Raw genomic sequence first — 24,314 nt, 5'->3', positions numbered from 1 at the left:
CTCAGCGCGCGACGGGCTCGACCTCGCGGACGGCCTGCTCCGGCTGCCGCGCGGTCGCGAACCACGTCGCGTGGAACGCCGCGGCCAGTCCGGCCAGCAGTCCCAGCACGACCGTGCCCGCGAGCACCGGATACTCGGCCATCGGCACGGCGAGGTACCGGTAGGACAGCAGCAGCGTGGCCAGCACGACCGCGCCTGCGCCGACCAACCGGATCCGGAACCATCCCCAGCCGCGCTCCGGTGCGCGCAGCGCCGATTCGACGGTGAGGCACAGCACCGCGCCCGCGACCAGGTCGACGCCGTAGTGGTAGCCGAAACCGAGGGTGGCGGTGAGGGTGGCCAGCAGCCAGAACGCGCCGCCCCAGCGCAGCCAGCCCGGAGCGGGCTCGCCGTCGCCGTCGCGGCGGGTGTGCAGGAACACCGACAGCGCCCAGGCGGTGTGCATCGAGGGCATGCAGTTGCGTGGAACCGCCGCGTCGAACGGCAGCGGCAGCGGGTTGCGATCGATCGGCGGCACCACCCCCGGCCAGTAGTTGCCCAATTGCAGCCCGTTGCCGTCCGGGCCGTACGCGAACATCGGACCGACTACCGGGAAGAGGACGTACACCAAGGGACCGATCAAGCCGAGCACCAGGAAGGTGCGCACCAGGTAATGCGATGGCCACCGGCCCGACGACACCACTCGGCGCAGCTGCCACACGGCCACGACGATCGCCGCCACGGGCAGCTCGATGTAGACCCAGTGCAGCACCGCGTAGACCACCGGCCCGAGCGTGTCCACCGCCCGCCCGAGCACCCACGACGGATCGCCCAGCGCATGGTCGGCCAGGATCACGTATTCGTCGAGCACCGTCGGTCTGCCGATCACGGTGACGTGCAACCAGACATCGCCGACTTTGGTGGCCAGGACGAGCAGCGCGCCGAGCGCGGCGGCGTGCAGCGCGTCCCGCCGTTCGGTTCCGGACCAGCGCAGCCAGGCCACCAGCGCCAAGCCGGTCAGCACGATCACGGGGCCGTTCCCGATCGCGAACGGCTCTCCCGCCAGCAAGCGGACACCGGCCCACGCCACATCGATGGCAGCCGCGACACCCACCGCGACCAGCCTGCGGCGGGCCGAAATGCCCACCAGCGCAAGGACCAGTCCGGCCCACGGCACCGACATCGATTTCGGTGTGCCGATGTAGTCCCGCCCCAAGCTCTCCAGGGGGCCTTCGAATCCCTGCCAGATGGCTACGCCCTGCAACACGATCAGCAGGACCGGCACCGCGGCCACCGCCGCGACGACCCGGATCCGAGTCCGCGGTACGCGACGGCGCGAGACCGCGCTTCCTGCTCTGGAACCCGGGTATTCGACAAGCATCCGACCATAGTAAACGTGGGGTGAACGTCATCCCCCTGGCCAGCTGAACAGCAACCGACCTATACGCGGCCGATCGCTACTGTTTCAGCTCCTCGACCAGCGCGTCCACCACCGCGACCAGATCTCCCTGCGACGCTGCGGCAACCCGGCGCTGCCGCTGGTAGGAGGCTCCCCGCTTGGGGATCTCGGCGACCAGGGCGAGTTCGTCCGCGCAGCCCAGCCGCGCCGCCGTCGGCTCCAGCCGGTTCAGCAGATCCGCCAGGTCGTCGGTGACCAACCGCTCGTTGCTGTCGGCGTCGGTGATGATGATCGCATCCAGCCCGTAACGTGCGGCGCGCCACTTGTTCTCCTGCACGTGCCACGGCGGCAGGGTGGGCAGTTCCTCGCCGTTCTCGACGCGGCGGTCGAGGTCGACGATGAGGCAATGGATGAGCGCGGCCATCGCGGCGAGCTCGGCGCGCGTGGAGATCCCGTCGCACACCCGGACCTCGATGGTGCCCCACTTCGGCGCCGGGCGGATGTCCCAGTGCATGCCCCCGAGCTGCGTGAAGACACCGGTCTTGATCTGATCGTGCACGAAATGCTCGAACTGGGTCCAGTTCTCGAACTGGAACGGCAGGCCCGCGGTCGGCAACTGCTGGAACATGAGCGTCCGGTTGCTCGCGTAGCCGGTGTCCGATCCCGACCACATCGGCGAGCCCGCCGACAGCGCGAGCAGATGCGGATACGACAGCAGCAACGAGTTGAGGATCGGAAAAACCTTGTCGCGGTGGGAGACTCCGACGTGCACGTGCACGCCCCAGATCATCATCTGGCGACCCCACCACTGGGTGCGCTCGATCAGCTCGTCGTAGTGCTCCGATCGGGTCAGCTGCTGGGCCGACCATTGCGCGAACGGATGGGTGCCCGCGCAGAACAAGTCGACACCGAGCTGCTCGGCCGCACGGCGCACCGTGTTCATCGTGCCGGTGAGGTCCTCCACCGCCGCGCCGACAGTCTCGTGCACCCCGGTGACGAGTTCGACGGTGTTGCGCAGCAATTCCTTGGTGACCTGGGGTGTGCCGTCGTGGGCACGGAGCTCACCGAGTGAATCGAATACCGCCGCGGCGGTATTCGACAGGTCGCGGGTCACCTTGTCGACCAAGGCGATCTCCCATTCGACCCCGATGGTGGGCCGGGGCGAACCATCGAAGGGAACGTGTTCGATTCCTGCCCCGGCCATATGCCACCGCGCTATTGGATCACGCCACAAGCGACACGGCCGCCCGCGTCGCCCGTCGCTAGGGTCGTCTCATCGGGACCCGCGACGCCATCGGCACGGGAGTAACGGTTGGGAATGTTGCCGAAGTTGTCGGCGTCGGCGTGGATGATGAGGGCCTTGCCCTTCACGTCGTCCAGCGTCACCGCGTCGGTGGTGGTGATCAGCTTGGCGACGCCGTCGCCGCGCACCTCGAGCGAGGTCAGATCGCCGCTGGCCGGATGCGCGTTGGCGCTGCCGACCTGCAGGTGACCACCGGCGGACAGGAAGTCGCCCGCCGGGCCGCCGGTCGGCGCGACGGAGTTCGGCTCGCACTTGCCGACCTGGTGCACGTGCAGGCCGTGGAAGCCGGGGCGCAGGCCGTGCGCCTCGACGGTGAGCTGCAGGTGGTTGCCGTCCTTGGCGAAGTTCGCGGTGCCGACCGAGGCGCCCGAGGGGTCCTTCAGCTGCACGTTCACGCCCTGCTCGGCGTTCGGCGAGCCACCGTGCTCGGTGCTCGACTGCCCGGCCGGAGCGGGCGACCCGCTCCACACCGGCGGGGTCGTTCCCTGGACGTCACTCGACTCCTGGCTGTTCGAGCATGCGGCGAGGCCGAAGACCGCGACCGCGAGCACCGGGGTCACAGTCCGCCAGGACGGGCGTCGAGTTGTGGACGGGGCCATCGGGGAACTCCTTTACGAGTACCGAGTTTACGAGTAAGGGCGGGTGGACACGTTCGTTACCGGACAAGATGATGCCACGCCGTCCCGCCGTGCTCCCGACAGGGCGGCGCGCCCTCACGCGTGTTCGCTGGTCCGGGCGTGCGGCCAGCGGCCACATATGGGTCAGTTACCCGTGACGATCACCGTTACACCCGGCGCGGTATCCCCGATCGCACTCGACTTCGGTGCCACCGACGCGCCGAGCTGGTCCGCGATGGCCTGCGCGGCCTCCTTGTCGCCGGACGAATCGCCGTAGTACACCGTGGTTTTGGCGATGTTCGAGCCCGGGTAGTTGCCCGTTTCCGCGATCGTCCAGCCGCTCGCCTCCAGCTGGCCTGCCGTTTTCGCCGCGAGTCCGGCCACCATGCTGTTGTTGAGCACGCGCACCGGGACCGAACGCGCCGCCGTGGTGGTGGTCGACGCGGCGGCACTGGTCGGCGTCACGGTCGCCACCGCGGTGGACGAGGTCGGCGCCTTGGGCGCGGTGGTGCTCGCCGGGACCTGCGGCGCGGCGCTCGCGCTCGAGGTCGGCGATGCGCTGGTCCCCGAGGCGTCGGTGTCGGCGTCGGAGCTCGACAGCGACATCGCCCCGAGACCGGCGAAGACGATGGCCAACGCGATCAGCACCATCGCCAGGGCACGCAACGGTGGCCCACCGGAGGTGGGGTTCGGGTAGCTCACCTTCGCGAGCCTAGTCGCACGGGACGGGTCCGGGTCCGCATCGCCGGGTCAGACCTGGAATCCGAGCCGCCGCGCCGCGCGCGCCTTCTGCCTGCTCGCTCGCAGCCTGCGCAGCCGCTTGACCAGCATCGGGTCGGCCGCCAGCGCCTCCTGCCGATCGACCACCGCGTTCAGCACCTGGTAGTACCGGGTCGGCGACATGGCGAACAGCTCGCGGATCGCCTCTTCCTTGGCCCCGGCGTACTTCCACCACTGCCGCTCGAAGGCCAGGATGTCGAGTTCGCGACGGCTCAGTCCGTCACCGTCGGCCTGTTCGGCCGAAGCGTGCTCCGTCGTGCCATCTTCGCTCGCGGAAGGGCCGTTGTGGGTCGCGGAAAGATTCCGTGCCGCTGCGCCGTCCATCTCGCTCCTCGCCGAGTGACCACCAGACGAAAATGGTGCTTGTACGTCGCGGAACATTCAACCACGCGGGCGAGGAATCGCCGGGCCCGCAGCGCGGCGTGTTCCCTACCGGCCGGTAGTCGCGGTCTCCACTTCGGCACCCGGGAAGCTGTGACGTGGCGCCCACGGCAATAATTGGCCCATGGCAATCCTCCCGATCGTGATCGTCGGCGACCCGGTTCTGCACAACCCGACCGAGCGGGTCACTCGATCGCCGGAGGAATTGGCTCCGCTCATCGCGGACATGTACGAAACGCTCGACGCCGCGCACGGCGTCGGGCTCGCCGCCAACCAGGTCGGCGTTCCGCTTCGCCTGTTCGTCTACGACTGCCCCGACCTCGGCGCGGACGGCACCGCGACCCGACGACGCGGGGTGGTGGTCAATCCGGTGCTGGAGACCTCGGAGATCCCGGAGACCATGCCCGACCCGGACGACGACGAGGAAGGCTGTCTGTCGGTGCCCGGGGAGCAGTTCCCCACCGGTCGCGCCGAATGGGCGAAGGTGACCGGCACCGACGAGAACGGCGAGCCGGTGGAGGTGGAGGGCAAGGGCTTCTTCGCCCGCATGCTCCAGCACGAGGTCGGGCATCTGGACGGGTTCCTCTACGTGGACGTGCTGATCGGACGGAACGCGCGGGCCGCCAAGAAGGCGATCAAACGCAACGGCTGGGGCACACCGGGTCTGAGCTGGCTGCCCGGCACCGACCCCGACCCGTTCGGGCATGACGACTGACCCCGCCGCCGGCCTGCCCGATATCCCGCTCGGCCGCCGCGTGGTGCTGCGCTATCAGCTGCCCGCGGGTTATCCACAACCGCTGACCGACGTGATCGGCGAACTCGTCTCCCTGGACCCGCCGACCGTGCGCGGCGCGGGCGGCGAGCTCGTCTCGGTGGCGCCGGAGCGCGTCGTCGCGCTGAAAGCCGTCGGGCCGAGGCCGATTCGCATCAGAGAGATCCGCGCGCTGGAGGCCGCGGCCGCCTATGGCTGGCCGGGCGTCGAACACGCGTGGATCGACGGCTGGCTGGCGCGCGCGGGCAACGGATACACCGGGCGCGCGAATTCCGCTGTGCCGCTGGGCAGCTCCGAGGGACCCGCCACCGTGTCGGCGGATACGCTGCACCGGATCGGCGAGTGGTACACCGCGCAGGGCCTGCCTGTGCAGCTCGCGCTGCCCGATCGGCTGGCCCCGGTGCCGCCCGGCTGGCACAGCTGGCGAGAGACGGCCATGCTGGCTCTCGATATCGACAATTTCGTGCTGCCCCAAGGCCCTTCGATGGTGCGGATCGCGCCCGCTCCCGACGCCGACTGGCTGGAGACGCACCGCTACGACGGCGAGGAACCCGGCGCGCGGACGATTCCCGCGCCCGATCCCGAGGTGCTGACCGCGGTCCTGAACGGTGAACTCGGCTTCGCCTCGCTCGGCCTGCCGCGTCCCATCGCGATCGGCCGCGGCGCACTCACCACCGCCCCGGACGGACGCCGCTGGATCGGCCTCACCTGCGTGGCCGTGGCCGCCGCGCACCGCAGGCACGGGCTCGGCTCGCTGGTCTGCGCCGAACTGATCCGCTGGGGCCGCGACCGCGGCGCGACGCACGCCTATCTCCAGGTGGAAGCCACCAACGAGCCGGCCCGCGCGATGTACCGCGAACTGGGCTTCATCGAACACCACACCTATCGCTACGCCGCGCCGGAACCGCTCGCCGGGCCCGGCGGCCTGCGGTAGAACAGACCTGTCACCCCCGAAGGAAGGCCGCAGTGCGTCTCGCCACCTGGAATGTCAACTCCATTCGCTCCCGGCTCGACCGCGTCGCGGACTGGCTCGACCGCCAGGACATCGACGTGCTGGCCATCCAGGAGACCAAGTGCCGCGACGACCAGTTCCCGTTCGAGCGCTTCGACGAACTGGGCTACGAAGTCGCCCACCTGGGGATCAACCAGTGGAATGGGGTGGCGATCGTCTCCCGCGTCGGTCTCTCCGACGTCGAGCTCGCCTTTCCCGGCCAGCCCGGCTTCGACAAGGACGCGGGTGAGTCGCTGATCAGCACGCCGGTCGTCGAGTCCCGCGCGATCGGGGCGACCTGTGGCGGCGTGCGGGTGTGGAGCCTGTACGTGCCCAACGGCCGTATGCTGGGCGACCCGCACTACGCCTACAAACTGGAATGGCTTGCCGCGCTGCGTGACAACGGCGCGCGCTGGCTGGCCGACGACCCGCAGGCCAAGATCGCGCTGGTGGGCGACTGGAACATCGCGCCGACCGACGACGATGTGTGGTCCGTGGAGTACTTCGCCGAGAAGACGCACACGTCGCAGCCGGAGCGCGATGCCTTCCAGGCCGTCGTGGACGCCGGATTCGCGGATGTCATGCGTCCGTTCGCGCCAGGACCGGGCGTCTACACCTACTGGGACTACACCCAGCTGCGCTTCCCGCGAAAAGAGGGGATGCGCATCGATTTCATCCTCGCCTCTCCCGCGCTCGCCGCCACCGTATCGGACGCGACGGTCGATCGTGAGGCGCGAAAGGGCAAGGGCGCCAGCGACCACGCCCCGGTGATCGCCGAGTTCGCCGACGAACCCGGGCGCTCATGACCCGCCCGGCGCAGCCGCCTTTCCCCCGCCGCAGCAGCGGTAACCGGGCCACCGGCGGCAGGCTGGGCGGTATGGGCGCCGACCCGGCCGTGCGGCAACGGCAGCGCGCACAGCATCTCGGCCCGGAGCGCCGCCGTCCGCAGGTGCTCGACACCGCGCTCGCCATCGCCGTGGAGAACGGCATCGCCGCGGTCACCATGGCCGCCATCGCGGAGCGGATGAAGGTGACCAGGCCGGTGGTCTACGCCTGCTTCGCCGATCGCGTCGAGCTGATCGAGGCGCTGATTCAGCGCGAGGAGGGCTACCTGGTCAGCGGCGTGCTCGAGGTGATGAAGCCACGGGACGTCGACGCCGACGAAACCGTGTTCGTCCAGGGATTCCGCGCCCTGCTGACGAAGGCCGCGAGCCGGCCGGACGCCTGGCGGCTGGTCTACGGCAATCCCGACCCCGCCGTCGCGAATTCCTTCGGGCGCGGGCGCGCGCTCGTCATCGAGCGCTGTACCAAACTCCTGCGCCCGACGCTGCGCGCCTGGGGCACGGCGGACGCCGAGCACAAGTTGCCGGTGCTGGTGGAGCAGTGGGTGTCCGCGGGCGAGGCCGCCGTACGCGCGCTCCTCGCGGACCAGGACGGCTGGACACCGGCGGATCTCGGCGCGTTCGTCGGAGCCGCGGTCTACCGAGCCATGCGAAACGCCTGATCGGGGATTCGGCCGCACTACGATGGTGATCAACTACCCGACCACCGGCTGGCGGAGGAACGGTCATGGCGTTCTATCGGCAAGTGGGTGCGGTACCGCCGAAGCGGCACACCCAGCATCGTGACGAGCAGGGGCGGCTCTACTACGAGGAGCTGATGGGCGAGGAGGGCTTCTCCGGCGACTCCTCCCTGCTCTATCACCGTGGCCTGCCGCCTGCACTGGTCGATTCGACGGTCTGGGAGCTGCCCGATCAGCGGACCACGCCGAACCATCCGCTGCGTCATCGCCATCTGCGCCTGCACACGCTGTTCCCCGGCGACACCCCGGCGGAGACCGATCCGGTGACCGGGCGCCGCTTGCTGCTGGGCAACGCGGACGTGCGCATCTCCTATGTGGTCGCGAAAGGCGGTTCGCCGCTGTACCGCAACGCGATCGGCGACGAGCTGGTCTATGTGGAGTCGGGCGCGGCGGTGGTGGAGACCGTGTTCGGCGCGCTGCCCGCACGGCAGGGCGATCAGGTGCTCATCCCGCGTGCCACCACACACCGCTGGCGGCCCACCGGCCCGGAACCTTTGCGGGCGTACGCGATCGAAGCGACAGGTCACATCACGCCGCCCAAGCGCTATCTGTCGAAGTTCGGCCAGCTGCTCGAAAACGCCCCGTATTGCGAGCGCGACCTGCACGGACCCACCGAGACCATCAGTGCGACCGGCACCGAAGTGGAAGTGCTGGTCAAGCACCGCCCCGGCGGCCAGGTCGTCGGCACTCGGATGGTCTACGCCGCGCACCCGTTCGACGTGGTCGGCTGGGACGGCTGCCTGTATCCGTTCACCTTCAATATCGCCGACTTCGAACCGATCACCGGCCGTATCCATCAGCCGCCGCCGGTACATCAGGCGTTCGAAGGCGGCAACTTCGTCGTCTGCAATTTCGTTCCGCGCAAAGTGGACTACCACCCGCTGTCGATCCCGGTGCCGTACTACCACTCCAACGTCGATTCCGACGAGGTCATGTTCTATTGCGGCGGCAATTACGAAGCGCGCAAAGGCTCCGGAATCACGCAAGGCTCGGTGTCGGTGCACCCCGGCGGTTACGCACACGGTCCACAGCCCGGCGCGTACGAGAACAGCATCGGCATCGAGTACTTCGACGAGCTGGCCGTCATGGTGGACACCTTTCGCCCGCTGGAGCTCGGCGAAGGCGCGCTGGCCTGCGAGGACCCGACCTATGCGTGGAGCTGGTCGGGGCGGGGCCCCGCGTGAGGACCGAGGTGGAGGTAGCGCCGGACTCGCTGTTCGGTCCGGACAACCTGCCCTACGGGGTGTTCGCGCCGACCGGAGAAGGCCCCCGCGTGGGGGTGCGGCTCGGCGAAAATGTCATCGATTTGGCTGTGCTGCTCGATGATTCGGTTTTCGCCGAACCGAGCCTGAACGCCTTCCTTGCGCAGGGCCCCGTGCGCTGGCGGACGGTGCGCGACCGGATTCGCGCGGCGGTCGACGGCGAACTGGACCACGCCGCGGTGCATCGGCTGTCCGACGTGGTGTTGCGGCTGCCCGTGCGTGTCGGTGATTACGTGGACTTCTACGCCAGCATCGACCACGCGACGAACCTCGGCCGCCTGTTCCGGCCGGACGGCGACCCGCTGCTGCCGAATTGGCGCCATCTGCCGGTCGGTTATCACGGGCGGGCGGGCACCGTGGTGGTGTCCGGCACCGATGTGGCGCGTCCCTGCGGGCAGCGCGGAACAGACTCCGGCGCACCGGATTTCGGCCCGTCGCGGCGGCTGGACATCGAAGCCGAGCTCGGATTCGTGATCGGCGTCGGCTCGCGGCTCGGCGTACCGGTGGAGATCGATGAGTTCGCCGACCGGGTCTTCGGCGTCGCGCTGGTCAACGATTGGTCCGCCCGCGACATCCAGGCCTGGGAGTACCAGCCGCTCGGCCCGTTCCTCGGCAAGTCGTTCGCGACCTCGATATCGCCGTGGATCACGCCGCTGGCTGCCTTGGAGTCGGCGCGGATACCGCTGCCCGAGCAGTCACCCGCGCCCCTGCCTTACCTGCTCGGCACCGAGCACTGGGGCCTGGACATCGAACTCACCGTGACGTGGAACGGACAACCGGTCACTTACCCGCCCTACTCCCGGATGTACTGGTCACCGGCGCAGATGCTGGCTCATCTCACCGCGAACGGCGCGTCGACGCGTACCGGGGACCTGTACGCCTCTGGCACCATCTCCGGTCCCGAACCCGGCCAGCGCGGATCGTTCATCGAGGTGTCCTGGGGCGGCAGCAGGCCGGTATCGGTCAACGATCAGCAACGCACTTTCCTCGAGGACGGCGACGCGGTGACGATCACGGCATCGGCCCCGGGCCCGGGTTCGGCCAGGATCGGATTGGGCGAGGTCACCGGCCGGATCCTGCCAGCACACCCGCGCTGAACACGTTCGGTCTCGTCCCACCGCATACCGGGTTCGACGACAGCCGCGCTTGAGAACGGCGTTCTCCGGGTACGCCGCTACCCGAGCGCCTCGATCTCCGCTGCCCGGCCGGACCGCGGAGTTCACGGCCGCACCCATCCTCCGGACAAGGAGCGAGGTCATGACCGATCGCCCGGCCGCTCAACACCGTCGCCCCGATGGCGTCGACGACGGCACCGTCGCCGCCACCGGCAAACTCTCGGAGGCCCTGGAGATCGTCGAACGCGCCCGCGGCCACCTGTACTCCTTCCACCAACTGACCGGCGGGGCCGATCTGGCGCTCGACATAGCGGTGGAGCTGTTCCGCGCGGCGGGTCACGCGCACATCGCCGATCGGATCTCCGCCGAGTTGATCGGTCGCAACGTGTTGGCCGGACGCTGGACATTCCAGATCATCGAGGAATACGACGACAATTACTACGACCTGTTCCGCGACATCGAGCGCGCCGCCCGCGACGAACTGCTCGACGGCCGCCGCCACATCTACGAGGCCGAGATGAAAGAAGCTCGCCGCACCCACGGCGCGCCGGGACATTCGGCCACCCCGCAGCCAGCGGAAGACGCCTGATCCCAATGCCGCTGCCTGCGTCTTCACTCGATCCGCCGAATCGCCGGGCAGACGCTCGGCGGGTCCGGGTATGGTCGGGCGGGAAAATTTCACAAACCAACGGGGGCTCGCACCAGCGGGCTGAGAGGACGGCTAGCCGAGAGGCGTCAGGGCCGTCGACCGTATGAACCTGACCGGGTAATGCCGGCGTAGGGAGGAAAAATGGCACGCGCCGCTGCGTCCGACGGCGGATCCGCACCCGTCGACAGCGTCACCACCGGCCCCATCGAGGGCAGCGTCAAACACTATCTCGAGGTCGATGACCTGCGCATTCCGGTGCGCCGGATCAATCTGACCAATGGCGAGCACTTCGACGTCTACGACACGTCGGGCCCGTACACCGACGAGTCGGCGACGATCGATCTCGAAGGCGGTCTACCGAAACTGCGCGACACGTGGAACAGACCCGAGGGGAAGGGCCCGCGTACCCAGCTCGCCTGGGCCCGCGAGGGCATCGTCACGCCGGAGATGCGTTTCATCGCCGCACGGGAAGGCGTCTCGCCGGAATCGGTGCGCGAGGAGGTCGCCGCGGGCCGCGCGGTGATCCCGGCCAACCACAAGCATCCGGAGCTCGAGCCGACCATCATCGGCAAGAAGTTCCTGGTCAAGATCAATGCGAACATCGGCAACTCGGCCGTGTCCTCCTCGATCGCGGAGGAGGTGGAGAAGATGGTGTGGGCCACCCGCTGGGGCGCGGACACCATCATGGACCTGTCCACCGGCAAGAACATCCACGAGACCCGCGAGTGGATTCTGCGCAACTCCCCCGTCCCGGTCGGCACCGTGCCGATCTACCAGGCGCTGGAGAAGGTGAACGGCGACCCGACCGCGCTGACCTGGGAAATCTACCGGGACACCGTGATCGAGCAGTGCGAACAGGGCGTCGACTACATGACCGTCCACGCGGGCGTGCTGCTGCGCTACATTCCGCTGACCGCCAAGCGGGTGACCGGCATCGTCTCGCGCGGCGGATCCATCATGGCGGCCTGGTGCCTCGCGCATCACCAGGAATCGTTCCTCTACACGCACTTCGCGGAGCTCTGCGAGATCCTGGCCCGCTACGACGTCACGTTCTCCCTCGGTGACGGCCTGCGGCCCGGCTCCATCGCCGACGCCAACGACGAGGCGCAGTTCGCGGAACTGCGCACCCTTGGCGAACTGACCAAGATCGCGAAATCCCATGGCGTGCAGGTGATGATCGAGGGTCCGGGGCACGTGCCCATGCACAAGATCGTGGAGAACGTGCGGCTCGAGGAGGAGCTGTGCGAGGAGGCCCCGTTCTACACCCTCGGCCCGCTCGCCACCGACATCGCCCCCGCCTACGACCACATCACCTCCGCGATCGGCGCCGCCATCATCGCGCAGGCGGGCACCGCCATGCTCTGCTACGTCACGCCGAAGGAACACCTCGGCCTGCCCAACCGCGACGACGTGAAGGTCGGCGTGATCACCTACAAGATCGCCGCACACGCCGCCGACCTGGCCAAGGGCCATCCGCACGCACAGCAGCGCGACGACGCGCTGTCCCAGGCCCGCTTCGAATTCCGCTGGCGCGACCAGTTCGCGCTGTCCCTCGATCCGGACACCGCGCGCGAATACCACGACGAGACCCTGCCCGCCGAACCCGCCAAGACCGCACACTTCTGCTCCATGTGCGGCCCCAAGTTCTGCTCGATGCGGATCTCCGCGGACGTGCGCGAATACGCCGAGCGCCAGGGCTTGAACGACGCGGAGGCACTGCAGGCGGGCATGGCGGAGAAGTCCGCCGAGTTCGCCAGCCACGGCAACGCTGTCTACCTGCCCGTGGTCTCGTAGTCACCGCCTGCGCCCGCCGCATCTCCACGATGCGGCGGGCGGTGGGACGACAAAAGCCGGCTGAATTTTCGACGCTGGATCTCATCTGCTCAGAAGTTCCAGGTAGAGACGTTCGCATGGCAAGCACTCTCGGGCTGGCGAGGATTGGGGCCGAGTAGCGCGCCTAGAGTCGACGCGTCGTCGGACCCCTAGCGCTGCTGGTGTCTGTAAGCCTGGCGTCGCCCTTGCACTTATAAGTGCAAGCGCCTACGGTAAGTAGTACCTGCGAGAGCAGAAAGGAGTTCGAGTCGATGAGTCCGTCACTGATTCACGACGAGAAAGCGGTCGTGTCGATCACCGCAAGCGAAATCGAGCAGGCTCGGGCGTTCCAGGCCCACGTCGAGCAGGCTCGCGGCGTCGCGTCGGATGATGCAGAGGAGACCATTACTGTCGGTCTCCGAAGTGGGGACTCCGTGGAGATGCCCGCCCAGCTGACGGCGCTGATCTCTCAGATTCTCGACTTCATCAGCCGTGGTTGCACCGTGACTGTCGGCAGTGTCCCGAACGAGGTGACCACCACCGTCGCCGCAAAGATGCTGAGCATCTCACGTCCGACACTGATGAAGCTGGTCAACGAAGGCACGTTGCCCGCGCACAAGGTCGGCTCGCACACTCGACTTTTCAGCAGGGATGTTCTCGCGCACAGGGAATCCCAGCGGGCTGCGCAGCGTCAGGCTTTCGATGACCTGCGCGCTCTCGAAGACGAACTCGGCGTAGTCGACTGACTGCTCACGATGCCTGTTTGATCCGGTAAGTGGTGCCCCGTCCGCTTGTACCATGTCCGTCATGGTCAGCGGGTGGGGTACGAATGTGCTTGTCGATGCGAACGTCTTGTACTCCCGTACGCTCCGGGATTGGCTCGCACTGCTCTATCTCGAGCCGGACAATGAGATGTTCGAGGTCATGTGGACTGACGACATCATGGCGGAGTTCCATTACCACCTGAGGAAAAACAACCCGCTGCTGGATGACGCCCAGGTCGGAGGCATTCGCCGCAGACTCGAGCACACGTTCGAGACGGGCCACATAACCGGCTACACGATCGATAAGTCGGCGACTTACCCCGACGTGGGCGATGCCCACGTCCACTGCGCGGCGGTTTACGCCGCCATCGACATCCTGCTCACCGACAACGATAAGCACTTCACTCAGATGGATGAGCTTCCCTACGAGATCTACACAGCCGATGAATTCTTCGAGCTTGTCGATGACTCGGCCCCCCATATGGTTCGAGCCGTCACCGCGAAGCAACTCGTCTACCACGTTCGCAATAGCGATACCAGCAGCGCCGCACTCCCCGAACGACTGAAGGCGGCTGGGGCGCCCGCTTTCGCAGAACGCGTCCGAAAGCATCTGCTGACACTTGATATCAACGCTCTTCTGCGCGAACCGGACTTGTAAAGTACAACGCCTGATACTCCGGTAGGCACCGGTTGGCGTACGGGTGCGGCACGGAATCGTCGAACTACCTGGCGGTCAATAGGACTGGAGTTCGATGAGCGTGCCCTCCGGGTCGCGCAGGTGGGCGGTGCGCAGTCCGGGGCCCCACTGCGGGCGGTCGGTTGGGCCCGCGACAACGGTCGCGCCGTGGTCGGCGCACAGCTTCGCGCCCGCGTCGACGTCGGGCACTCGGCAGACGAACATCACCGTGTCCTGCGACGGTGCGGCAGGCAGCGTAGACGTGCCGATGACCTCCGCCATCGCGGCGCGATCGAAGAGCACTAGTACGCCTTGGTCCGCCACGTCCCAGTTCGCGTATGGACCGGCGGCGGTTCCCTTGACGAGGGTCGCCCCGATCAGCTCGGGTAGCACCGCCGCGTAGAACCCGAAGCATTCGGCGAAGCGGGTGACGAGGAGTCTCGGATGTAGCGCGTCCACGGTGATCTCCGATTAGTTGGTGCTGACCTATGTTAGGTTCGCTCCTACAATAGGCCCATGGGTACCGGACGCGCACTCCCACCGAGCCTGCTCGGCCTCGACATCTACCTCCTGTCGCGGGTCGGCAAGGCCGCGCGCACCGGGTTCGCCGACCGCCTCGCCGCTCGCGGCCTGCGCCTGTGGCACATGGCGATTCTCGCGGCGCTCGCCGATTTCGGCCCGCACGCGCAGCGGGACTTGGCCGAGCGCCTGGCCATCCACCCCAGCGACGTGGCCAAGATCGTCGACGAACTCGAAGCCGCCGGTAGGGTGGAACGGGCGCGGGACGAGCGCGACCGTCGCCGCATCACCGTGCGCCTCACCCGGACCGGCCGTACCGCGTTGCGTTCCCTCGATCGCGAAGCCGGTCGGGTCGGCGACGAGATCCTCGCCCCGCTCGACCCTGCGGAACGAGAGCAGCTGCATGCGATGCTCGAACGCCTCTTCGCGCATGCGTACCCGGAGTCCCGGCCCGAGTGATCGCCTCCGCGCGAGACCATCCGGGCACTACGATTGCCCCGCCCTCGTCGCAGAGCGAGTCGCACATGTGGGGCCACGGCCGTGCCGAGCAGCAGCGCCGCAAGCGTGGATACCCACGATTCCGCCTGTCCCGAGGTCACGGTCCAGCAGCGGCCGATCCGTTCGACTCACGATCGCCCCCGCCGTCACGGAACATTCAGCGCAGCCCGACGAACCGCAACAGCGTCGCTACCGGATTCCGCCGTCACCGGCCGCACCACCGCCCGGACGCCGCTCACTGCCGATGCGCCGACAAACTGTTCAGAGCACCGTCTGTTCGATCAGGCGGCGGGCCGCGCGATCGGTGCGCTCGACCTCGCCGGTGATCAGCCGGTCTTGCAGAATTCCGCGCAGACCCGAAATCAGCAGTGTGGCGACAATTTCCGGGTCATCAATGGAATCGATGACGCGCAGCCCGTCGGCCAGCGCCGATACGAAGATCGCGATGGCCGAGTTGGCGTAATCGGCATACGGACTGCGCGGCGCACAAGCCGCGCCGAGCACCTGAAGCATCACCCTGACACTGGTGCGGCCCTCGCCCGAGGCGTTCGCGGTCCAGAAATCCCACAACCGGTCGCGCAGTTCCGCAGCGTCACCGATATCGGCGAACATCGCCGCGATGTCGGGGCGCTGCGTCGCCAGCGCTTGGACCAGCAATTCCTCCTTGGTCGTGAAGTAGTAGATCAGCATGCGGGAGCTGGTGCCGAGTTCGGTGGCCAGCGGGCGCAGCGACAGGTCCGCGAGGCCGTGATCGGCGATGTAGCGCACGACGGCGGCGAGCAGTTCGGCGCGTTTGGCGTGGTCGAGAGGGCGGGCCATGGGTTGACTGTAGCGATCGGTACAGGTATTCATGACATCGTGACTGTAACAATCGCTTCAGAAACTCGGAATTCGGTCGTGGTCACCGGATACGCGGCGACCACGTCGCTGGCCGACGACATGGATACGACCTGGTCCGGTTTGCTGGCGGGGCACAGCGGGATCGGCGCGTTGGATGACGATTTCGTGGCCGAGTACGACCTGCCGGTCCGCATCGGCGGCAAGTTGAAGTCACAGCCCGGCGGGGAACTGTCCCGGCTCGAACAGCGCAGGCATTCCTACGTCGAGCAGATGGCCCTGGTGCTAGGCCGCCGGGTCTGGCGCGCGGCGGGCGCGCCCGAGGTGGACGGCGACCGTTTGGCGGTGGCGATCGGCACCGGGCTCGGCGGTGGTGACGCGCTGATCTCCGCGGTCGACGCGATGCGCGCGGGCGGCTACCGCAAGGTGTCGCCGATGTCGGTGCCGATGGTGATGCCGAACGGTCCCGCCGCCACCGTCGGGCTCGAAATCGGTGCCAGAGCAGGAGTTTTCGCTCCGGTCTCGGCATGTTCGTCGGGTTCGGAGGCGATCGCGCACGCCTGGCGGCTGATCACCACCGGCGAGGCGGACGTAGTGGTGGCGGGCGGGGTCGAAGGACACATCGACGCCGTGCCCATCGCGAGCTTCGCCATGATGCGCGCCATGAGCACCCGCAACGACGAACCGGAACGCGCGTCCCGCCCGTTCGACCGGGACCGCGACGGGTTCGTCTTCGGCGAGGCGGGCGCGCTGCTGGTGCTCGAATCGGAGCGGCACGCACGCGCGCGCGGCGCGACCGTGCACGGACGGGTGCTCGGCGCGGGCATCACCTCCGACGCCTATCACATCGTCGCCTCCGAGCCGGAAGGGCTCGGCGCTGCCCGCGCGATGCGCAAGGCCATCGAAACCGCGGGACTGCGGGCTTCGGATATCCAGCATGTGAACGCCCACGCCACGTCGACCTCCATCGGCGACGCCTCGGAAGCCAACGCGATCACCTCCGTCGCGCCCGACGCCTCGGTCTACGCTCCGAAATCCGCGCTGGGTCACTCGATCGGGGCGGTCGGCGCGTTGGAATCGCTCGTCACCATGCTCACCCTGCGGGATCAGGTCGTCCCGCCGACGTTGAACCTCGACAACCTCGATCCGGAGATCGATCTCGACGTCGTCGCGGGCGCGCCACGGACTCAACACATCGATTTCGCACTGAACAACTCGTTCGGTTTCGGCGGGCACAACGTCGCGCTCGCGTTCGGCCGGGTCTGATCCCGAGCCCGTTCCGGGGCGGGTTACCGTCGTTGTGCAAGCGACCGATCGGCCCGAAGGATGGACAGCGACGTGAGCGAGCGTCAGCGAAGCAGCCGAGGACACCGTGCGCGGGCGCGCACTGAGCCGAGCGCGGGCGAGGCACGGTCATGACTGACGCCTTCTACCTACCCGATCCCGATCGGCCGGACCGATTCATCTCGACCGAGTTCACCCGTGGCCCCTGGTCGCCGGACGCCCAGCACGCCGGTCCACCGTCGGCGCTGCTCGGGCACGTGATCGAGCGGTGCGAGCCACGGTCCGGGTTCCAGGTCGGCCGGGTCGCCGTCGAGATCCTCGGCCCGGTGCCGCTGGAACCGCTCACCGCGCAGGCGCGCGTCGCGCGTCCTGGTCGCAGCGTCGAACTCATCGAGGCGACACTGTCGACCGAGCGCGGGCCGGTGATGCGGGCGAATGCCTGGCGATTCAAGCTGGCCGAACCGGAATTGCCGCTGCCGGAACGCTTCTTGCCGACGGGCTCGCGCCCCGGCCCGGAGCACGCGGACGCGCCCGAGCCGTTCCCGTCCGCCCAGCCGATCGGGTTCCACACGGCCATCGATTACCGCTTCGTCAGCGGATCCTTCTCCGAACCAGGCCCGGCGATCTGCTGGATCAGGATCAAGCACCCGATCGTCGCGGGCACCGATCCGAGCCCGCTGGAGCGCACCCTCGCGGCCGCGGATTCCGGCAACGGCGTGAGCGCGGTCCTGGACTGGTCGAAGTACCTCTTCATCAACACCGACCTGACGGTCACCCTGTACCGCCAGCCGGCGGGCGAATGGGTCTGCCTCGACGCCGTCACCTACCCCCAACCCCATGGCATAGGTATGGCGGAATCAGCGCTCTACGACGAAAAGGGTCCCTTGGGCCGCAGCACGCAAACCCTCTTCCTCGGCAACCGATAACCGAGGCAGACCCACTCGGCGTTCGTCACCGCCGCGTTCACGGACGGGTCGAGATCTGTTGTACGGCCCAGCCGTTGCCGTCCGGGTCGGTGAAGAAGAAGAATCCGACGTTGTCCAAGGGGTCGGGCATGGGGGTCGGGTTTTCGCCGAGGACTTGGATTTCGGTGAGCTCGACGCCGCGGGAAGTCAGTTCCTCATGGGCTTTGCGCAGGTCGTTGACTACCAACTGGAAACCTTGTTGGGATCCGGGGCGCATGTCCGGCACCGCGCCCTTGCCGATCACGATCGAGCAGCCCGAGCCGGGCGGGGTGAGCTGCACTATGCGCACCTCCTCGGCGATCTTCGTGTCGTGGTCGACGGCGAAGCCCAGTTGCTCCGCGTAGAACCGCTTGGCTCGGTCGATGTCCGACACGGGCACGATCACGACCTCGAGTGTCCAGTTCACGGCACTTCCTTTCGGCGGACTGCGGTATTCGTACCAGTGCGGACCGGTTCACCCCGGGAAATTCATCGCCGTGCCCACCGCCAGGAGAACTCGTCCGGCGCGGGCGGTGGGCCGGGGAGTTCGCCGTCGGAGCTCAGTCCGGCGACGAGCATCGCGAGCACGCGGCGGCGCAACTGGACGGTGCGCTCGGGGTCGGGCACCGCGACCGCCGCGCAGGATTCCAGGATCAGGCCGAGGTCCTGCGGGGTGACGTCGGGACGCAGCTTGCCGGTGGCGTGGGCGCGGCGCACGAGCTCCTCGGTCGCCTCGCCGGAGCGCAGGACGTCGGGGAGGATCGATTCGTCGGGAGTGAACGTGCCCGCGAGGTGCACGGCGAGGGAATGCACGTCCGCGTCCACCACGCGCTCCAAGAAGCCGACGAGTCCGCGCCATCCGTCCGAATCCTCCAGCGCCGCTTCGGCCTCCTTGTTGTATCGGCGCAGACCGTCATGGCAGAGCGTGCGCAGCAGCACTTCCTTGCTCGGATAGCGGCGGTAGAGCGCGCTGATCCCCACGCCCGCGCGTTCGGCGACGGCGGAGATCGGGGCCGTCGCGTCGGCGAGGAAGACCACGCGGGCGGCCTCCAGGATCAAGCCGTCGTTGCGGGCCGCCTGCGCCTTGCGGCCGGGCAGACCCTTCTGAGCTGGGGCGTCGGTTGTTCTCGGCATGAATTCAGCGTAGCACTTGAAACGGAATGATCCGTTCTGTTACGGTTGGAACAGAACAGAGCATTCCGTTTCACTAGGAGCAGGACATGACCGCGATCACCCCCTTCCGCATCGACATCGCCCAGGCCGAGCTGGACGATCTGCGCGACCGGCTCGCACGTACCCGGTGGGCTCAGCAGATCCCAGGCTCGGGCGACACCTACGGGGTGAGCGTCGAGCGCGTCCGCCACCTGGTCGATTACTGGCGCGACGGGTTCGACTGGCGCGCGGTCGAGAACGCGCTGAACGCCTACCCGCAGTTCACCACCGAGATCGACGGTCAGAACATCCATTTCCTGCACGTGAAATCCGCACAGGAGGACGCGTTCCCGCTGATCCTCACGCACGGCTGGCCCGGCACTTTCGTCGAGTTCGTCGGCGTCATCGAGCCGCTCACCACGGCCGGATTCGATCTGGTGATCCCTTCGGTACCGGGATACGGCTTCTCCGGCCCCACCACCGAGGCGGGCTGGAACGACGCTCGCATCGCCCGCGCCTGGGCCGAGTTGATGCGGCGGCTCGGCTACGCCCGCTACGGCGCGGTGGGCAACGACGGCGGATCGCAGATCTCGCCGGAACTCGGGCGGGTGGCTCCGGAGAACGTCGTCGGCGTGCACGTCGCGCAGGTGTACTCGTTCCCGTCCGGCGACCCGGCCGAACTGGCCGATCTCGACGAGGACGAGCAGCGGTCGCTGGCCACCCTGGACTGGTTCGTGAAGAACAAGATGGGCTTCAACGTGCTGCAATCCCAGCAGCCGCAGACGCTGGCGCACGCGATCACGGATTCGCCCGCCGGATTGGTCGGCTGGAACGGCCAACTGCTCGGCCCGGACCTGGACGACGACTTCGTGCTGACCAATATCGCGATCCACTGGCTCACCGGCACCGCGGGCTCGGCGATCCGGCACTACTTCGAGAAGGACAAGGCCGAGCACCCCACCGCGCCGACCACGGTTCCGCTCGCGCTGTGCGGCTCCTCCGGCGATTTCCACGGCATCCGGCGCTTCGCCGAGCGCGATCACAACGTTGTCTCGTGGCGCACGCACGATGTGTTCACTCACTACCTGCACCATGTGGCGCCCGCGCTCATGACGGAGGAGATCACGGAGTTCTTCGCGAAGCTGCGCTGAGACAGTCGCTTATGGCATCGAGAGCCGCGGCCATGGTTCGTCTCGATTCCCGCTGATGTACTGGATTCATCAACAGCACAACAGCTTTCGAACAAGGAGAGAAACCATGCGAATCGCGGTCTTCGGAGCCACCGGTACCGTCGGGCGTCTCGTCGTCGAGCGGGCGCTGCGGGAGGGCCACGAGGTGACGGCCTTCACCCGCAGCGCCGCGAGCGTCACCCAGCGGCACGAGCGGCTGCGCGTCGTGGAAGGCGATGTGCTGGACACCGATTCGGTGCAACGCGCGGTGGAGGGACAAGAGGCGGTGCTGATCTCGCTCGGCAACGGCCGCAAGGGCGTGGTCCGGGCGGGCGGCACCAAAGCGATCATCGACGCGATGCGGCGCACGGGCGTGAAACGGCTGATCTGCCAGACGACGCTCGGCGTGGGCGACAGCAAGGGCAACCTGAACTTCCTGTGGAAGTACGTGATGTTCGGCTTGCTGCTGCGCCCGGCCTATGCCGACCACGTCGAGCAGGAGGAGTACGTCCTGGCCAGCGACCTGGACTGGACGATCGTGCGGCCGAGCGCGTTCACCGACGGACCGGCCACCGGCGGCTACCGGCGCGGGTTCCGGGCGGACGAGCCCGGACTCACCCTGAAAATCTCCCGCGCCGACATCGCCGACTTCATGATCGAGCAACTGACCGACACCACCTACCTTCGCCAGGCACCCGGAATCTCGAACTGAGCACGTCATCCGGCGACGCCGAGGCGGCCTGGAGCGACACAGCCATCAGGCGTGCTCGTGCAGTTCACCCCACACCGGGAAGGGATCGGGATACTCGGCCCAAGCGCCCGGGCCCGCGGCGAACTCCGCGTCGGTGAGCAGGGCTTCGTCCAACAACGCGCGCACCTTCGCGCAATCCAGCTTCACCCCGATGAACACGATCTCCTGCCCTGGCGGCACCTCCAGCGACGACCACCAGGCGGCGGGTTCGAACACCAGGTTCGGTCCCGCTTGCGACCACACGGCGGCCAGCGTCGAGCGGCTCGCGATCCAGCAGAATCCTTTGCTGCGCAACAGGCCGCGCAACCGCTCCAGCGCATCGGCCAGACGCAGCGGATGGAACGGCCGGTCGGCGGTGTAGGTGAGGCTGCGGATGCCGTACTCCTCGGTCTCCGGAGTGTGGCCGCCTGCGAGTTCCTCCGCCCAACCCTCGGCCGCCGCGGCGACCAGCGGGTTGTAGCGGCCGGTGTCGAGCACCTCGCGCAGGTCGACCACACCGTTAGTGGTCCGCAGCACGTGAGCGCGCGGATTGAGCCTGCGCACCGTGGCCTCCACCGCGCCCACCGCCGCGGCGCCGACCAGGTCGGTCTTGTTGACCAGCACGACGTCGGCGAACTCGACCTGATCCACCAGGAGGTCGGCGATGGTGCGCGCGTCGCCCTCCCCCGCTTCCAGATTCCGCTCGGCCAGCGCTTGGCCGCGCGCCACTTCCGCGAGGAAGGTCGAGGCATCGACCACGGTCACCATGGTGTCCAGCCGGGCGATGTCGCCGAGCCGGAACCCGTCCTCGAACTCCCAGTCGAAGGTCGCGGCCACAGGCATCGGCTCGGAGATGCCGGTGGACTCGATCACCAGCTGATCGAACCGTCCTTCCCGCGCGAGCCGGGCCACCGCCTCGATCAGGTCCTCGCGCAGGGTGCAGCAGATGCAGCCGTTGGTCAGTTCGACCAGCTTCTCTTCGGTGCGGTCGAGGTGGCCTTGGCCCGCGACCAGCGCGGCGTCGATGTTCACCTCACTCATGTCGTTGACGATGACCGCGACCCGGCGGCCCTCCCGGTTGGCGAGGATGTGGTTGAGCAGCGTCGTCTTGCCCGCACCGAGGAAGCCGGACAGCACGGTGACGGGAAGCAGGTCGGAGTCCATGAAGTTAATGATAACGATTTTCATTTTACGCCCATCTGGCGGGTCCGGTTGCCCGTAGCGGGAGAACGACGTCGCCGTAGGGTTTGGGTCGTGAAATTGCTGCCATTGCCCGCCGAGGGGCAGACCCCCGTCCGGGCGCTCACCATTGCCGGTACCGATTCCGGCGGAGGCGCCGGAATCCAAGCCGATACCCGCACCATGGCGCTGTGCGGCGTGCACGCCCTGGTCGCGGTCGCGGCGGTCACCGTGCAGAACACGGTGGGCGTCAGCGGTTTCCACGAGATTCCGCCGCAGGTCGTGGCCGCTCAGGTGCGCTCGGTCGCCGGGGACATCGGCGTCGGCGCCGCGAAGACCGGCATGCTGGCCTCGACCGCGATCATCGAGGCGGTCGCGGAGGTGTGCCGGGAGGTCGGCATCGGCCGCGATGGCGAGATTCCGCTGGTCGTCGATCCGGTGGCGGCTTCGATGCACGGCGACCCGCTGCTGCACGCCGAAGCGCTGGACGCGCTGCGCAACACCCTGATTCCGCTCGCGACCGTGGTGACGCCGAACCTGGACGAGGTCCGCCTGCTCACGGGCATCGAAGTAGCGGACGACGATTCGGCGCGGCGCGCGGCCGAGGCGCTGCACAAGCTGGGACCGCGGTGGGCGATCGTCAAGGGCGGGCACCTGCGTTCCTCCGAATACAGCGCCGACCTGCTGTTCGACGGCGAGCAATTCCTCGAATTCACCGCGCCGCGCATCGCGACCGGCAATGACCACGGCGGCGGCGACACGCTGGCCGCCGCGATCGCCTGTGCGCTCGCCCACGGCTATCCGGTGCCCGAAGCGGTCGAGTTCGCCAAGGAGTGGACCTACCGCTGCTTGGCCGCGTCCTACGATCTCGGCGCTGGCCATGGGCCGGTGTCCCCGCTGTGGCGGTTGCACCGGAGCTGATCGGCGCCATTTCTTGTCGGTGGGCGCTGCGATACTGAAGACGTCGCCGACACGGATGGCTTCAACGGCGAGGCGATCGGAACAATGACGTTCGGCGTGGACGCGGCACGACCTCGGCGCCCGGCCCGGGGGGCGCTCCGGTCACAACGTGGAAAAGGCGAGGTGCAGCGGACGATCGGCCGCGATGGCGATGCCGTGCAGCCGAGCGCTCGCCGCCACCAGCGCGAAGATGGTCTCGCTCAGATAGTCGGCGAACTGCTCGGCCGTCATGGCGGGCGGCTCCAGCCGGTTCACCCCCAGCCACCAATCGGTGGCCGAGGCCACCGCGCCGAAGATCGAATAGATCACCAGCTGCACGTTTTCGACCCGCACCGACTCGTCGTCCACGACGCCTGCGAACAGCTCGGCGGCGCGCCGGGCGGACTGCCTGGCCGATTGCAGCGCGCGATCGGCGTCGTCGGACCGTTGCGTGAAGTGGCTGTGCAGCATGAACCGGAAGACGTTCGGCTGCCGCGACACCACCAGCACGTATTCGGACGCGGCGCGGCGCACCAGGTCACCGGCCGAGTCGCCGGTGAGGTCGAAGCTGGTCATGACCTGTTCCCAGAGCAGGTCGCGGACCCGGTCCACGATCGCGTTGTAGAGGTCGGTCTTGTCCTCGAAATGGCGATACAGCTTCGGCTTGGCCGCGCCCGCCTCTTTGGCGATGTCGCCCATGCTGACGGCGGGGCCGAATTTGTCGAGGGCGCGGAACGCCGCGTCCACGAACTCCTCGCGCACCTTTCTGCGATGCTCGCGCCAGCGCTCGGTGCGGGCGTCCACGCGTTTCGGCGGCTGGTCGTCTTCCGTCCGGCCGCGCAGCATCACGAATCCGGATGCTACCTGCACCGAGCAGCCCCGATAACCGGGCGTCCGCCGGGCATCCACCCGGCGATCCCGAGCTACCAGGAACCTCACAGCTGAGGCCCAGCCCGGTGGCAGTGTGGCCGTCGAGTCTGG

Annotated in this window: 28 protein-coding genes and 1 riboswitch; of the genes, 17 read left to right on the top strand and 11 right to left on the bottom strand. The window is 68.0% G+C overall.

Translation table 11 applies throughout. The annotated features are described in order from the left end of the window. Position 1: 1 nt before the first annotated feature. From ACIHAX_RS23470 to ACIHAX_RS23455, 4 genes are all read right to left on the bottom strand, one after another. Positions 2 to 1,360, bottom strand: coding sequence for a DUF5933 domain-containing protein (locus tag ACIHAX_RS23470; protein ID WP_364424544.1), 1,359 nt, complete (start codon positions 1,358 to 1,360; stop codon positions 2 to 4). Positions 1,361 to 1,436: 76 nt separating this feature from the next. Next, positions 1,437 to 2,582, bottom strand: coding sequence for a glutamate--cysteine ligase (locus tag ACIHAX_RS23465; protein WP_355071663.1), 1,146 nt, complete (start codon positions 2,580 to 2,582; stop codon positions 1,437 to 1,439). 11 nt (positions 2,583 to 2,593) lie between these two features. Next, positions 2,594 to 3,280 carry a superoxide dismutase[Cu-Zn] gene (gene sodC, locus ACIHAX_RS23460; RefSeq protein WP_355071662.1) on the bottom strand — a complete coding sequence of 229 codons (687 nt, stop codon included), beginning with the start codon at positions 3,278 to 3,280 and terminating at the stop codon, positions 2,594 to 2,596. A gap of 162 nt (positions 3,281 to 3,442) precedes the next feature. Further along, the gene (locus tag ACIHAX_RS23455) at positions 3,443 to 3,700 is read right to left on the bottom strand and encodes a LytR C-terminal domain-containing protein (protein WP_379249047.1); all 258 of its coding nucleotides are present in this window, start codon (positions 3,698 to 3,700) and stop codon (positions 3,443 to 3,445) included. Between ACIHAX_RS23455 and ACIHAX_RS23450 the strand changes: the two genes are divergently transcribed. Continuing rightward, complete coding sequence (locus ACIHAX_RS23450; protein WP_379249049.1) at positions 3,693 to 3,995, top strand: hypothetical protein; 303 nt, start codon at positions 3,693 to 3,695, stop codon at positions 3,993 to 3,995. The two genes, ACIHAX_RS23455 and ACIHAX_RS23450, sit on opposite strands and share 8 nt — an antisense overlap. Before the next feature lie 53 nt (positions 3,996 to 4,048). Here the strand turns inward: ACIHAX_RS23450 and ACIHAX_RS23445 are convergent, their stop codons facing one another. Next, positions 4,049 to 4,402 carry a DUF3263 domain-containing protein gene (locus ACIHAX_RS23445; RefSeq protein ID WP_356962756.1) on the bottom strand — a complete coding sequence of 118 codons (354 nt, stop codon included), beginning with the start codon at positions 4,400 to 4,402 and terminating at the stop codon, positions 4,049 to 4,051. A 181-nt stretch (positions 4,403 to 4,583) separates the two neighbouring features. Here ACIHAX_RS23445 and ACIHAX_RS23440 point away from each other — a divergent pair, with 181 nt between their 5' ends. From ACIHAX_RS23440 to ACIHAX_RS23395, 10 genes are all read left to right on the top strand, one after another. Continuing rightward, positions 4,584 to 5,174 carry a peptide deformylase gene (locus tag ACIHAX_RS23440; RefSeq protein WP_355071656.1) on the top strand — a complete coding sequence of 197 codons (591 nt, stop codon included), beginning with the start codon at positions 4,584 to 4,586 and terminating at the stop codon, positions 5,172 to 5,174. Next, a complete protein-coding gene (locus ACIHAX_RS23435) occupies positions 5,164 to 6,165 on the top strand; it encodes a GNAT family N-acetyltransferase (RefSeq protein ID WP_355071654.1) in 1,002 nt (333 codons plus the stop codon). Before ACIHAX_RS23440 ends, ACIHAX_RS23435 begins: the two co-directional genes overlap by 11 nt. A gap of 32 nt (positions 6,166 to 6,197) precedes the next feature. After that, complete coding sequence (locus ACIHAX_RS23430) at positions 6,198 to 7,028, top strand: exodeoxyribonuclease III (protein ID WP_356962759.1); 831 nt, start codon at positions 6,198 to 6,200, stop codon at positions 7,026 to 7,028. Between the two features lie 71 nt (positions 7,029 to 7,099). After that, positions 7,100 to 7,726, top strand: coding sequence for a TetR/AcrR family transcriptional regulator (locus ACIHAX_RS23425; protein WP_355072123.1), 627 nt, complete (start codon positions 7,100 to 7,102; stop codon positions 7,724 to 7,726). Between the two features lie 65 nt (positions 7,727 to 7,791). After that, a complete protein-coding gene (locus ACIHAX_RS23420) occupies positions 7,792 to 8,988 on the top strand; it encodes a homogentisate 1,2-dioxygenase (protein ID WP_355071651.1) in 1,197 nt (398 codons plus the stop codon). After that, positions 8,985 to 10,163, top strand: coding sequence for a fumarylacetoacetase (fahA, locus tag ACIHAX_RS23415; RefSeq protein ID WP_397279540.1), 1,179 nt, complete (start codon positions 8,985 to 8,987; stop codon positions 10,161 to 10,163). Before ACIHAX_RS23420 ends, fahA begins: the two co-directional genes overlap by 4 nt. 160 nt (positions 10,164 to 10,323) lie before the next feature. Further along, positions 10,324 to 10,770 carry a hypothetical protein gene (locus tag ACIHAX_RS23410; RefSeq protein WP_364424552.1) on the top strand — a complete coding sequence of 149 codons (447 nt, stop codon included), beginning with the start codon at positions 10,324 to 10,326 and terminating at the stop codon, positions 10,768 to 10,770. A gap of 89 nt (positions 10,771 to 10,859) precedes the next feature. After that, positions 10,860 to 10,982: riboswitch (TPP riboswitch) on the top strand. After that, the gene (gene thiC / locus ACIHAX_RS23405; RefSeq protein ID WP_364424554.1) at positions 10,972 to 12,624 is read left to right on the top strand and encodes a phosphomethylpyrimidine synthase ThiC; all 1,653 of its coding nucleotides are present in this window, start codon (positions 10,972 to 10,974) and stop codon (positions 12,622 to 12,624) included. Its footprint overlaps the riboswitch before it by 11 nt. Before the next feature lie 326 nt (positions 12,625 to 12,950). After that, positions 12,951 to 13,388 (top strand): helix-turn-helix domain-containing protein, encoded by a 438-nt coding sequence (locus tag ACIHAX_RS23400; protein WP_355071645.1) that lies wholly within the window; start codon positions 12,951 to 12,953, stop codon positions 13,386 to 13,388. Between the two features lie 52 nt (positions 13,389 to 13,440). Beyond that, a complete protein-coding gene (locus ACIHAX_RS23395; protein ID WP_355071643.1) occupies positions 13,441 to 14,064 on the top strand; it encodes a PIN domain-containing protein in 624 nt (207 codons plus the stop codon). Between the two features lie 75 nt (positions 14,065 to 14,139). On the opposite strand, the gene ACIHAX_RS23390 is transcribed toward ACIHAX_RS23395, so the two are convergent. Further along, entirely contained in the window at positions 14,140 to 14,541 is a 402-nt protein-coding gene (locus ACIHAX_RS23390) for a VOC family protein (RefSeq protein WP_355071642.1), read from the bottom strand. A 57-nt stretch (positions 14,542 to 14,598) separates the two neighbouring features. On the opposite strand from ACIHAX_RS23390, the gene ACIHAX_RS23385 reads away from it, so the two are divergent. Then, positions 14,599 to 15,060, top strand: a complete 462-nt coding sequence (locus ACIHAX_RS23385; RefSeq protein ID WP_397279536.1) for a MarR family winged helix-turn-helix transcriptional regulator — start codon at positions 14,599 to 14,601, stop codon at positions 15,058 to 15,060. A gap of 300 nt (positions 15,061 to 15,360) precedes the next feature. Here ACIHAX_RS23385 and ACIHAX_RS23380 read toward each other — a convergent pair whose 3' ends face one another. Beyond that, on the bottom strand, positions 15,361 to 15,918 hold the full coding sequence (locus tag ACIHAX_RS23380) for a TetR/AcrR family transcriptional regulator (RefSeq protein WP_364424563.1): 558 nt from the start codon (positions 15,916 to 15,918) through the stop codon (positions 15,361 to 15,363). Between the two features lie 39 nt (positions 15,919 to 15,957). Here ACIHAX_RS23380 and ACIHAX_RS23375 point away from each other — a divergent pair, with 39 nt between their 5' ends. Both ACIHAX_RS23375 and ACIHAX_RS23370 read left to right on the top strand, forming a co-directional pair. Then, the gene (locus ACIHAX_RS23375) at positions 15,958 to 17,202 is read left to right on the top strand and encodes a KasA/KasB family beta-ketoacyl-ACP synthase (protein WP_397279687.1); all 1,245 of its coding nucleotides are present in this window, start codon (positions 15,958 to 15,960) and stop codon (positions 17,200 to 17,202) included. 149 nt (positions 17,203 to 17,351) lie between these two features. Then, positions 17,352 to 18,146, top strand: coding sequence for a thioesterase family protein (locus tag ACIHAX_RS23370; RefSeq protein ID WP_397279534.1), 795 nt, complete (start codon positions 17,352 to 17,354; stop codon positions 18,144 to 18,146). Positions 18,147 to 18,183: 37 nt separating this feature from the next. Here ACIHAX_RS23370 and ACIHAX_RS23365 read toward each other — a convergent pair whose 3' ends face one another. Together ACIHAX_RS23365 and ACIHAX_RS23360 are read right to left on the bottom strand one after the other, a co-directional pair. Further along, a complete protein-coding gene (locus ACIHAX_RS23365) occupies positions 18,184 to 18,591 on the bottom strand; it encodes a VOC family protein (protein ID WP_397279532.1) in 408 nt (135 codons plus the stop codon). 62 nt (positions 18,592 to 18,653) lie between these two features. Then, on the bottom strand, positions 18,654 to 19,298 hold the full coding sequence (locus ACIHAX_RS23360) for a TetR/AcrR family transcriptional regulator (RefSeq protein WP_397279530.1): 645 nt from the start codon (positions 19,296 to 19,298) through the stop codon (positions 18,654 to 18,656). 86 nt (positions 19,299 to 19,384) lie between these two features. Here ACIHAX_RS23360 and ACIHAX_RS23355 point away from each other — a divergent pair, with 86 nt between their 5' ends. Continuing rightward, positions 19,385 to 20,467, top strand: coding sequence for an epoxide hydrolase family protein (locus tag ACIHAX_RS23355; protein WP_364424570.1), 1,083 nt, complete (start codon positions 19,385 to 19,387; stop codon positions 20,465 to 20,467). 106 nt (positions 20,468 to 20,573) lie between these two features. Continuing rightward, the gene (locus ACIHAX_RS23350) at positions 20,574 to 21,197 is read left to right on the top strand and encodes an NAD(P)-dependent oxidoreductase (RefSeq protein WP_397279528.1); all 624 of its coding nucleotides are present in this window, start codon (positions 20,574 to 20,576) and stop codon (positions 21,195 to 21,197) included. 45 nt (positions 21,198 to 21,242) lie between these two features. On the opposite strand, the gene ACIHAX_RS23345 is transcribed toward ACIHAX_RS23350, so the two are convergent. After that, complete coding sequence (locus tag ACIHAX_RS23345; protein ID WP_397279526.1) at positions 21,243 to 22,379, bottom strand: GTP-binding protein; 1,137 nt, start codon at positions 22,377 to 22,379, stop codon at positions 21,243 to 21,245. Between the two features lie 90 nt (positions 22,380 to 22,469). Between ACIHAX_RS23345 and thiD the strand changes: the two genes are divergently transcribed. After that, on the top strand, positions 22,470 to 23,315 hold the full coding sequence (gene thiD, locus ACIHAX_RS23340) for a bifunctional hydroxymethylpyrimidine kinase/phosphomethylpyrimidine kinase (RefSeq protein WP_355071616.1): 846 nt from the start codon (positions 22,470 to 22,472) through the stop codon (positions 23,313 to 23,315). A gap of 141 nt (positions 23,316 to 23,456) precedes the next feature. Here thiD and ACIHAX_RS23335 read toward each other — a convergent pair whose 3' ends face one another. Then, entirely contained in the window at positions 23,457 to 24,203 is a 747-nt protein-coding gene (locus tag ACIHAX_RS23335) for a TetR/AcrR family transcriptional regulator (RefSeq protein WP_397279524.1), read from the bottom strand. Positions 24,204 to 24,314 lie beyond the last annotated feature (111 nt).

It is taken from the genome of Nocardia sp. NPDC051929, assembly GCF_044548645.1.
Classification (GTDB): Bacteria; Actinomycetota; Actinomycetes; order Mycobacteriales; family Mycobacteriaceae; genus Nocardia; species Nocardia sichangensis.
The sequence above is the reverse complement of the archived record's forward strand: the minus strand, read 5'-3'. Positions and strand labels throughout refer to the sequence as shown.

What these genes read in the sequence shown, in the direction of transcription:
- ACIHAX_RS23470 (WP_364424544.1), bottom strand. Translation starts at nt 1,360, where the DNA reads ATGCTTGTCGAATACCCGGGTTCCAGAGCAGGAAGCGCGGTCTCGCGC.
- ACIHAX_RS23465 (WP_355071663.1), bottom strand. Translation starts at nt 2,582, where the DNA reads ATGGCCGGGGCAGGAATCGAACACGTTCCCTTCGATGGTTCGCCCCGG.
- sodC (WP_355071662.1), bottom strand. Translation starts at nt 3,280, where the DNA reads ATGGCCCCGTCCACAACTCGACGCCCGTCCTGGCGGACTGTGACCCCG.
- ACIHAX_RS23445 (WP_356962756.1), bottom strand. Translation starts at nt 4,402, where the DNA reads ATGGACGGCGCAGCGGCACGGAATCTTTCCGCGACCCACAACGGCCCT.
- ACIHAX_RS23440 (WP_355071656.1), top strand. Translation starts at nt 4,584, where the DNA reads ATGGCAATCCTCCCGATCGTGATCGTCGGCGACCCGGTTCTGCACAAC.
- ACIHAX_RS23435 (WP_355071654.1), top strand. Translation starts at nt 5,164, where the DNA reads ATGACGACTGACCCCGCCGCCGGCCTGCCCGATATCCCGCTCGGCCGC.
- ACIHAX_RS23425 (WP_355072123.1), top strand. Translation starts at nt 7,100, where the DNA reads ATGGGCGCCGACCCGGCCGTGCGGCAACGGCAGCGCGCACAGCATCTC.
- ACIHAX_RS23420 (WP_355071651.1), top strand. Translation starts at nt 7,792, where the DNA reads ATGGCGTTCTATCGGCAAGTGGGTGCGGTACCGCCGAAGCGGCACACC.
- ACIHAX_RS23410 (WP_364424552.1), top strand. Translation starts at nt 10,324, where the DNA reads ATGACCGATCGCCCGGCCGCTCAACACCGTCGCCCCGATGGCGTCGAC.
- thiC (WP_364424554.1), top strand. Translation starts at nt 10,972, where the DNA reads ATGGCACGCGCCGCTGCGTCCGACGGCGGATCCGCACCCGTCGACAGC.
- ACIHAX_RS23395 (WP_355071643.1), top strand. Translation starts at nt 13,441, where the DNA reads ATGTCCGTCATGGTCAGCGGGTGGGGTACGAATGTGCTTGTCGATGCG.
- ACIHAX_RS23385 (WP_397279536.1), top strand. Translation starts at nt 14,599, where the DNA reads ATGGGTACCGGACGCGCACTCCCACCGAGCCTGCTCGGCCTCGACATC.
- ACIHAX_RS23380 (WP_364424563.1), bottom strand. Translation starts at nt 15,918, where the DNA reads ATGGCCCGCCCTCTCGACCACGCCAAACGCGCCGAACTGCTCGCCGCC.
- ACIHAX_RS23370 (WP_397279534.1), top strand. Translation starts at nt 17,352, where the DNA reads ATGACTGACGCCTTCTACCTACCCGATCCCGATCGGCCGGACCGATTC.
- ACIHAX_RS23360 (WP_397279530.1), bottom strand. Translation starts at nt 19,298, where the DNA reads ATGCCGAGAACAACCGACGCCCCAGCTCAGAAGGGTCTGCCCGGCCGC.
- ACIHAX_RS23355 (WP_364424570.1), top strand. Translation starts at nt 19,385, where the DNA reads ATGACCGCGATCACCCCCTTCCGCATCGACATCGCCCAGGCCGAGCTG.
- ACIHAX_RS23350 (WP_397279528.1), top strand. Translation starts at nt 20,574, where the DNA reads ATGCGAATCGCGGTCTTCGGAGCCACCGGTACCGTCGGGCGTCTCGTC.
- ACIHAX_RS23345 (WP_397279526.1), bottom strand. Translation starts at nt 22,379, where the DNA reads ATGGACTCCGACCTGCTTCCCGTCACCGTGCTGTCCGGCTTCCTCGGT.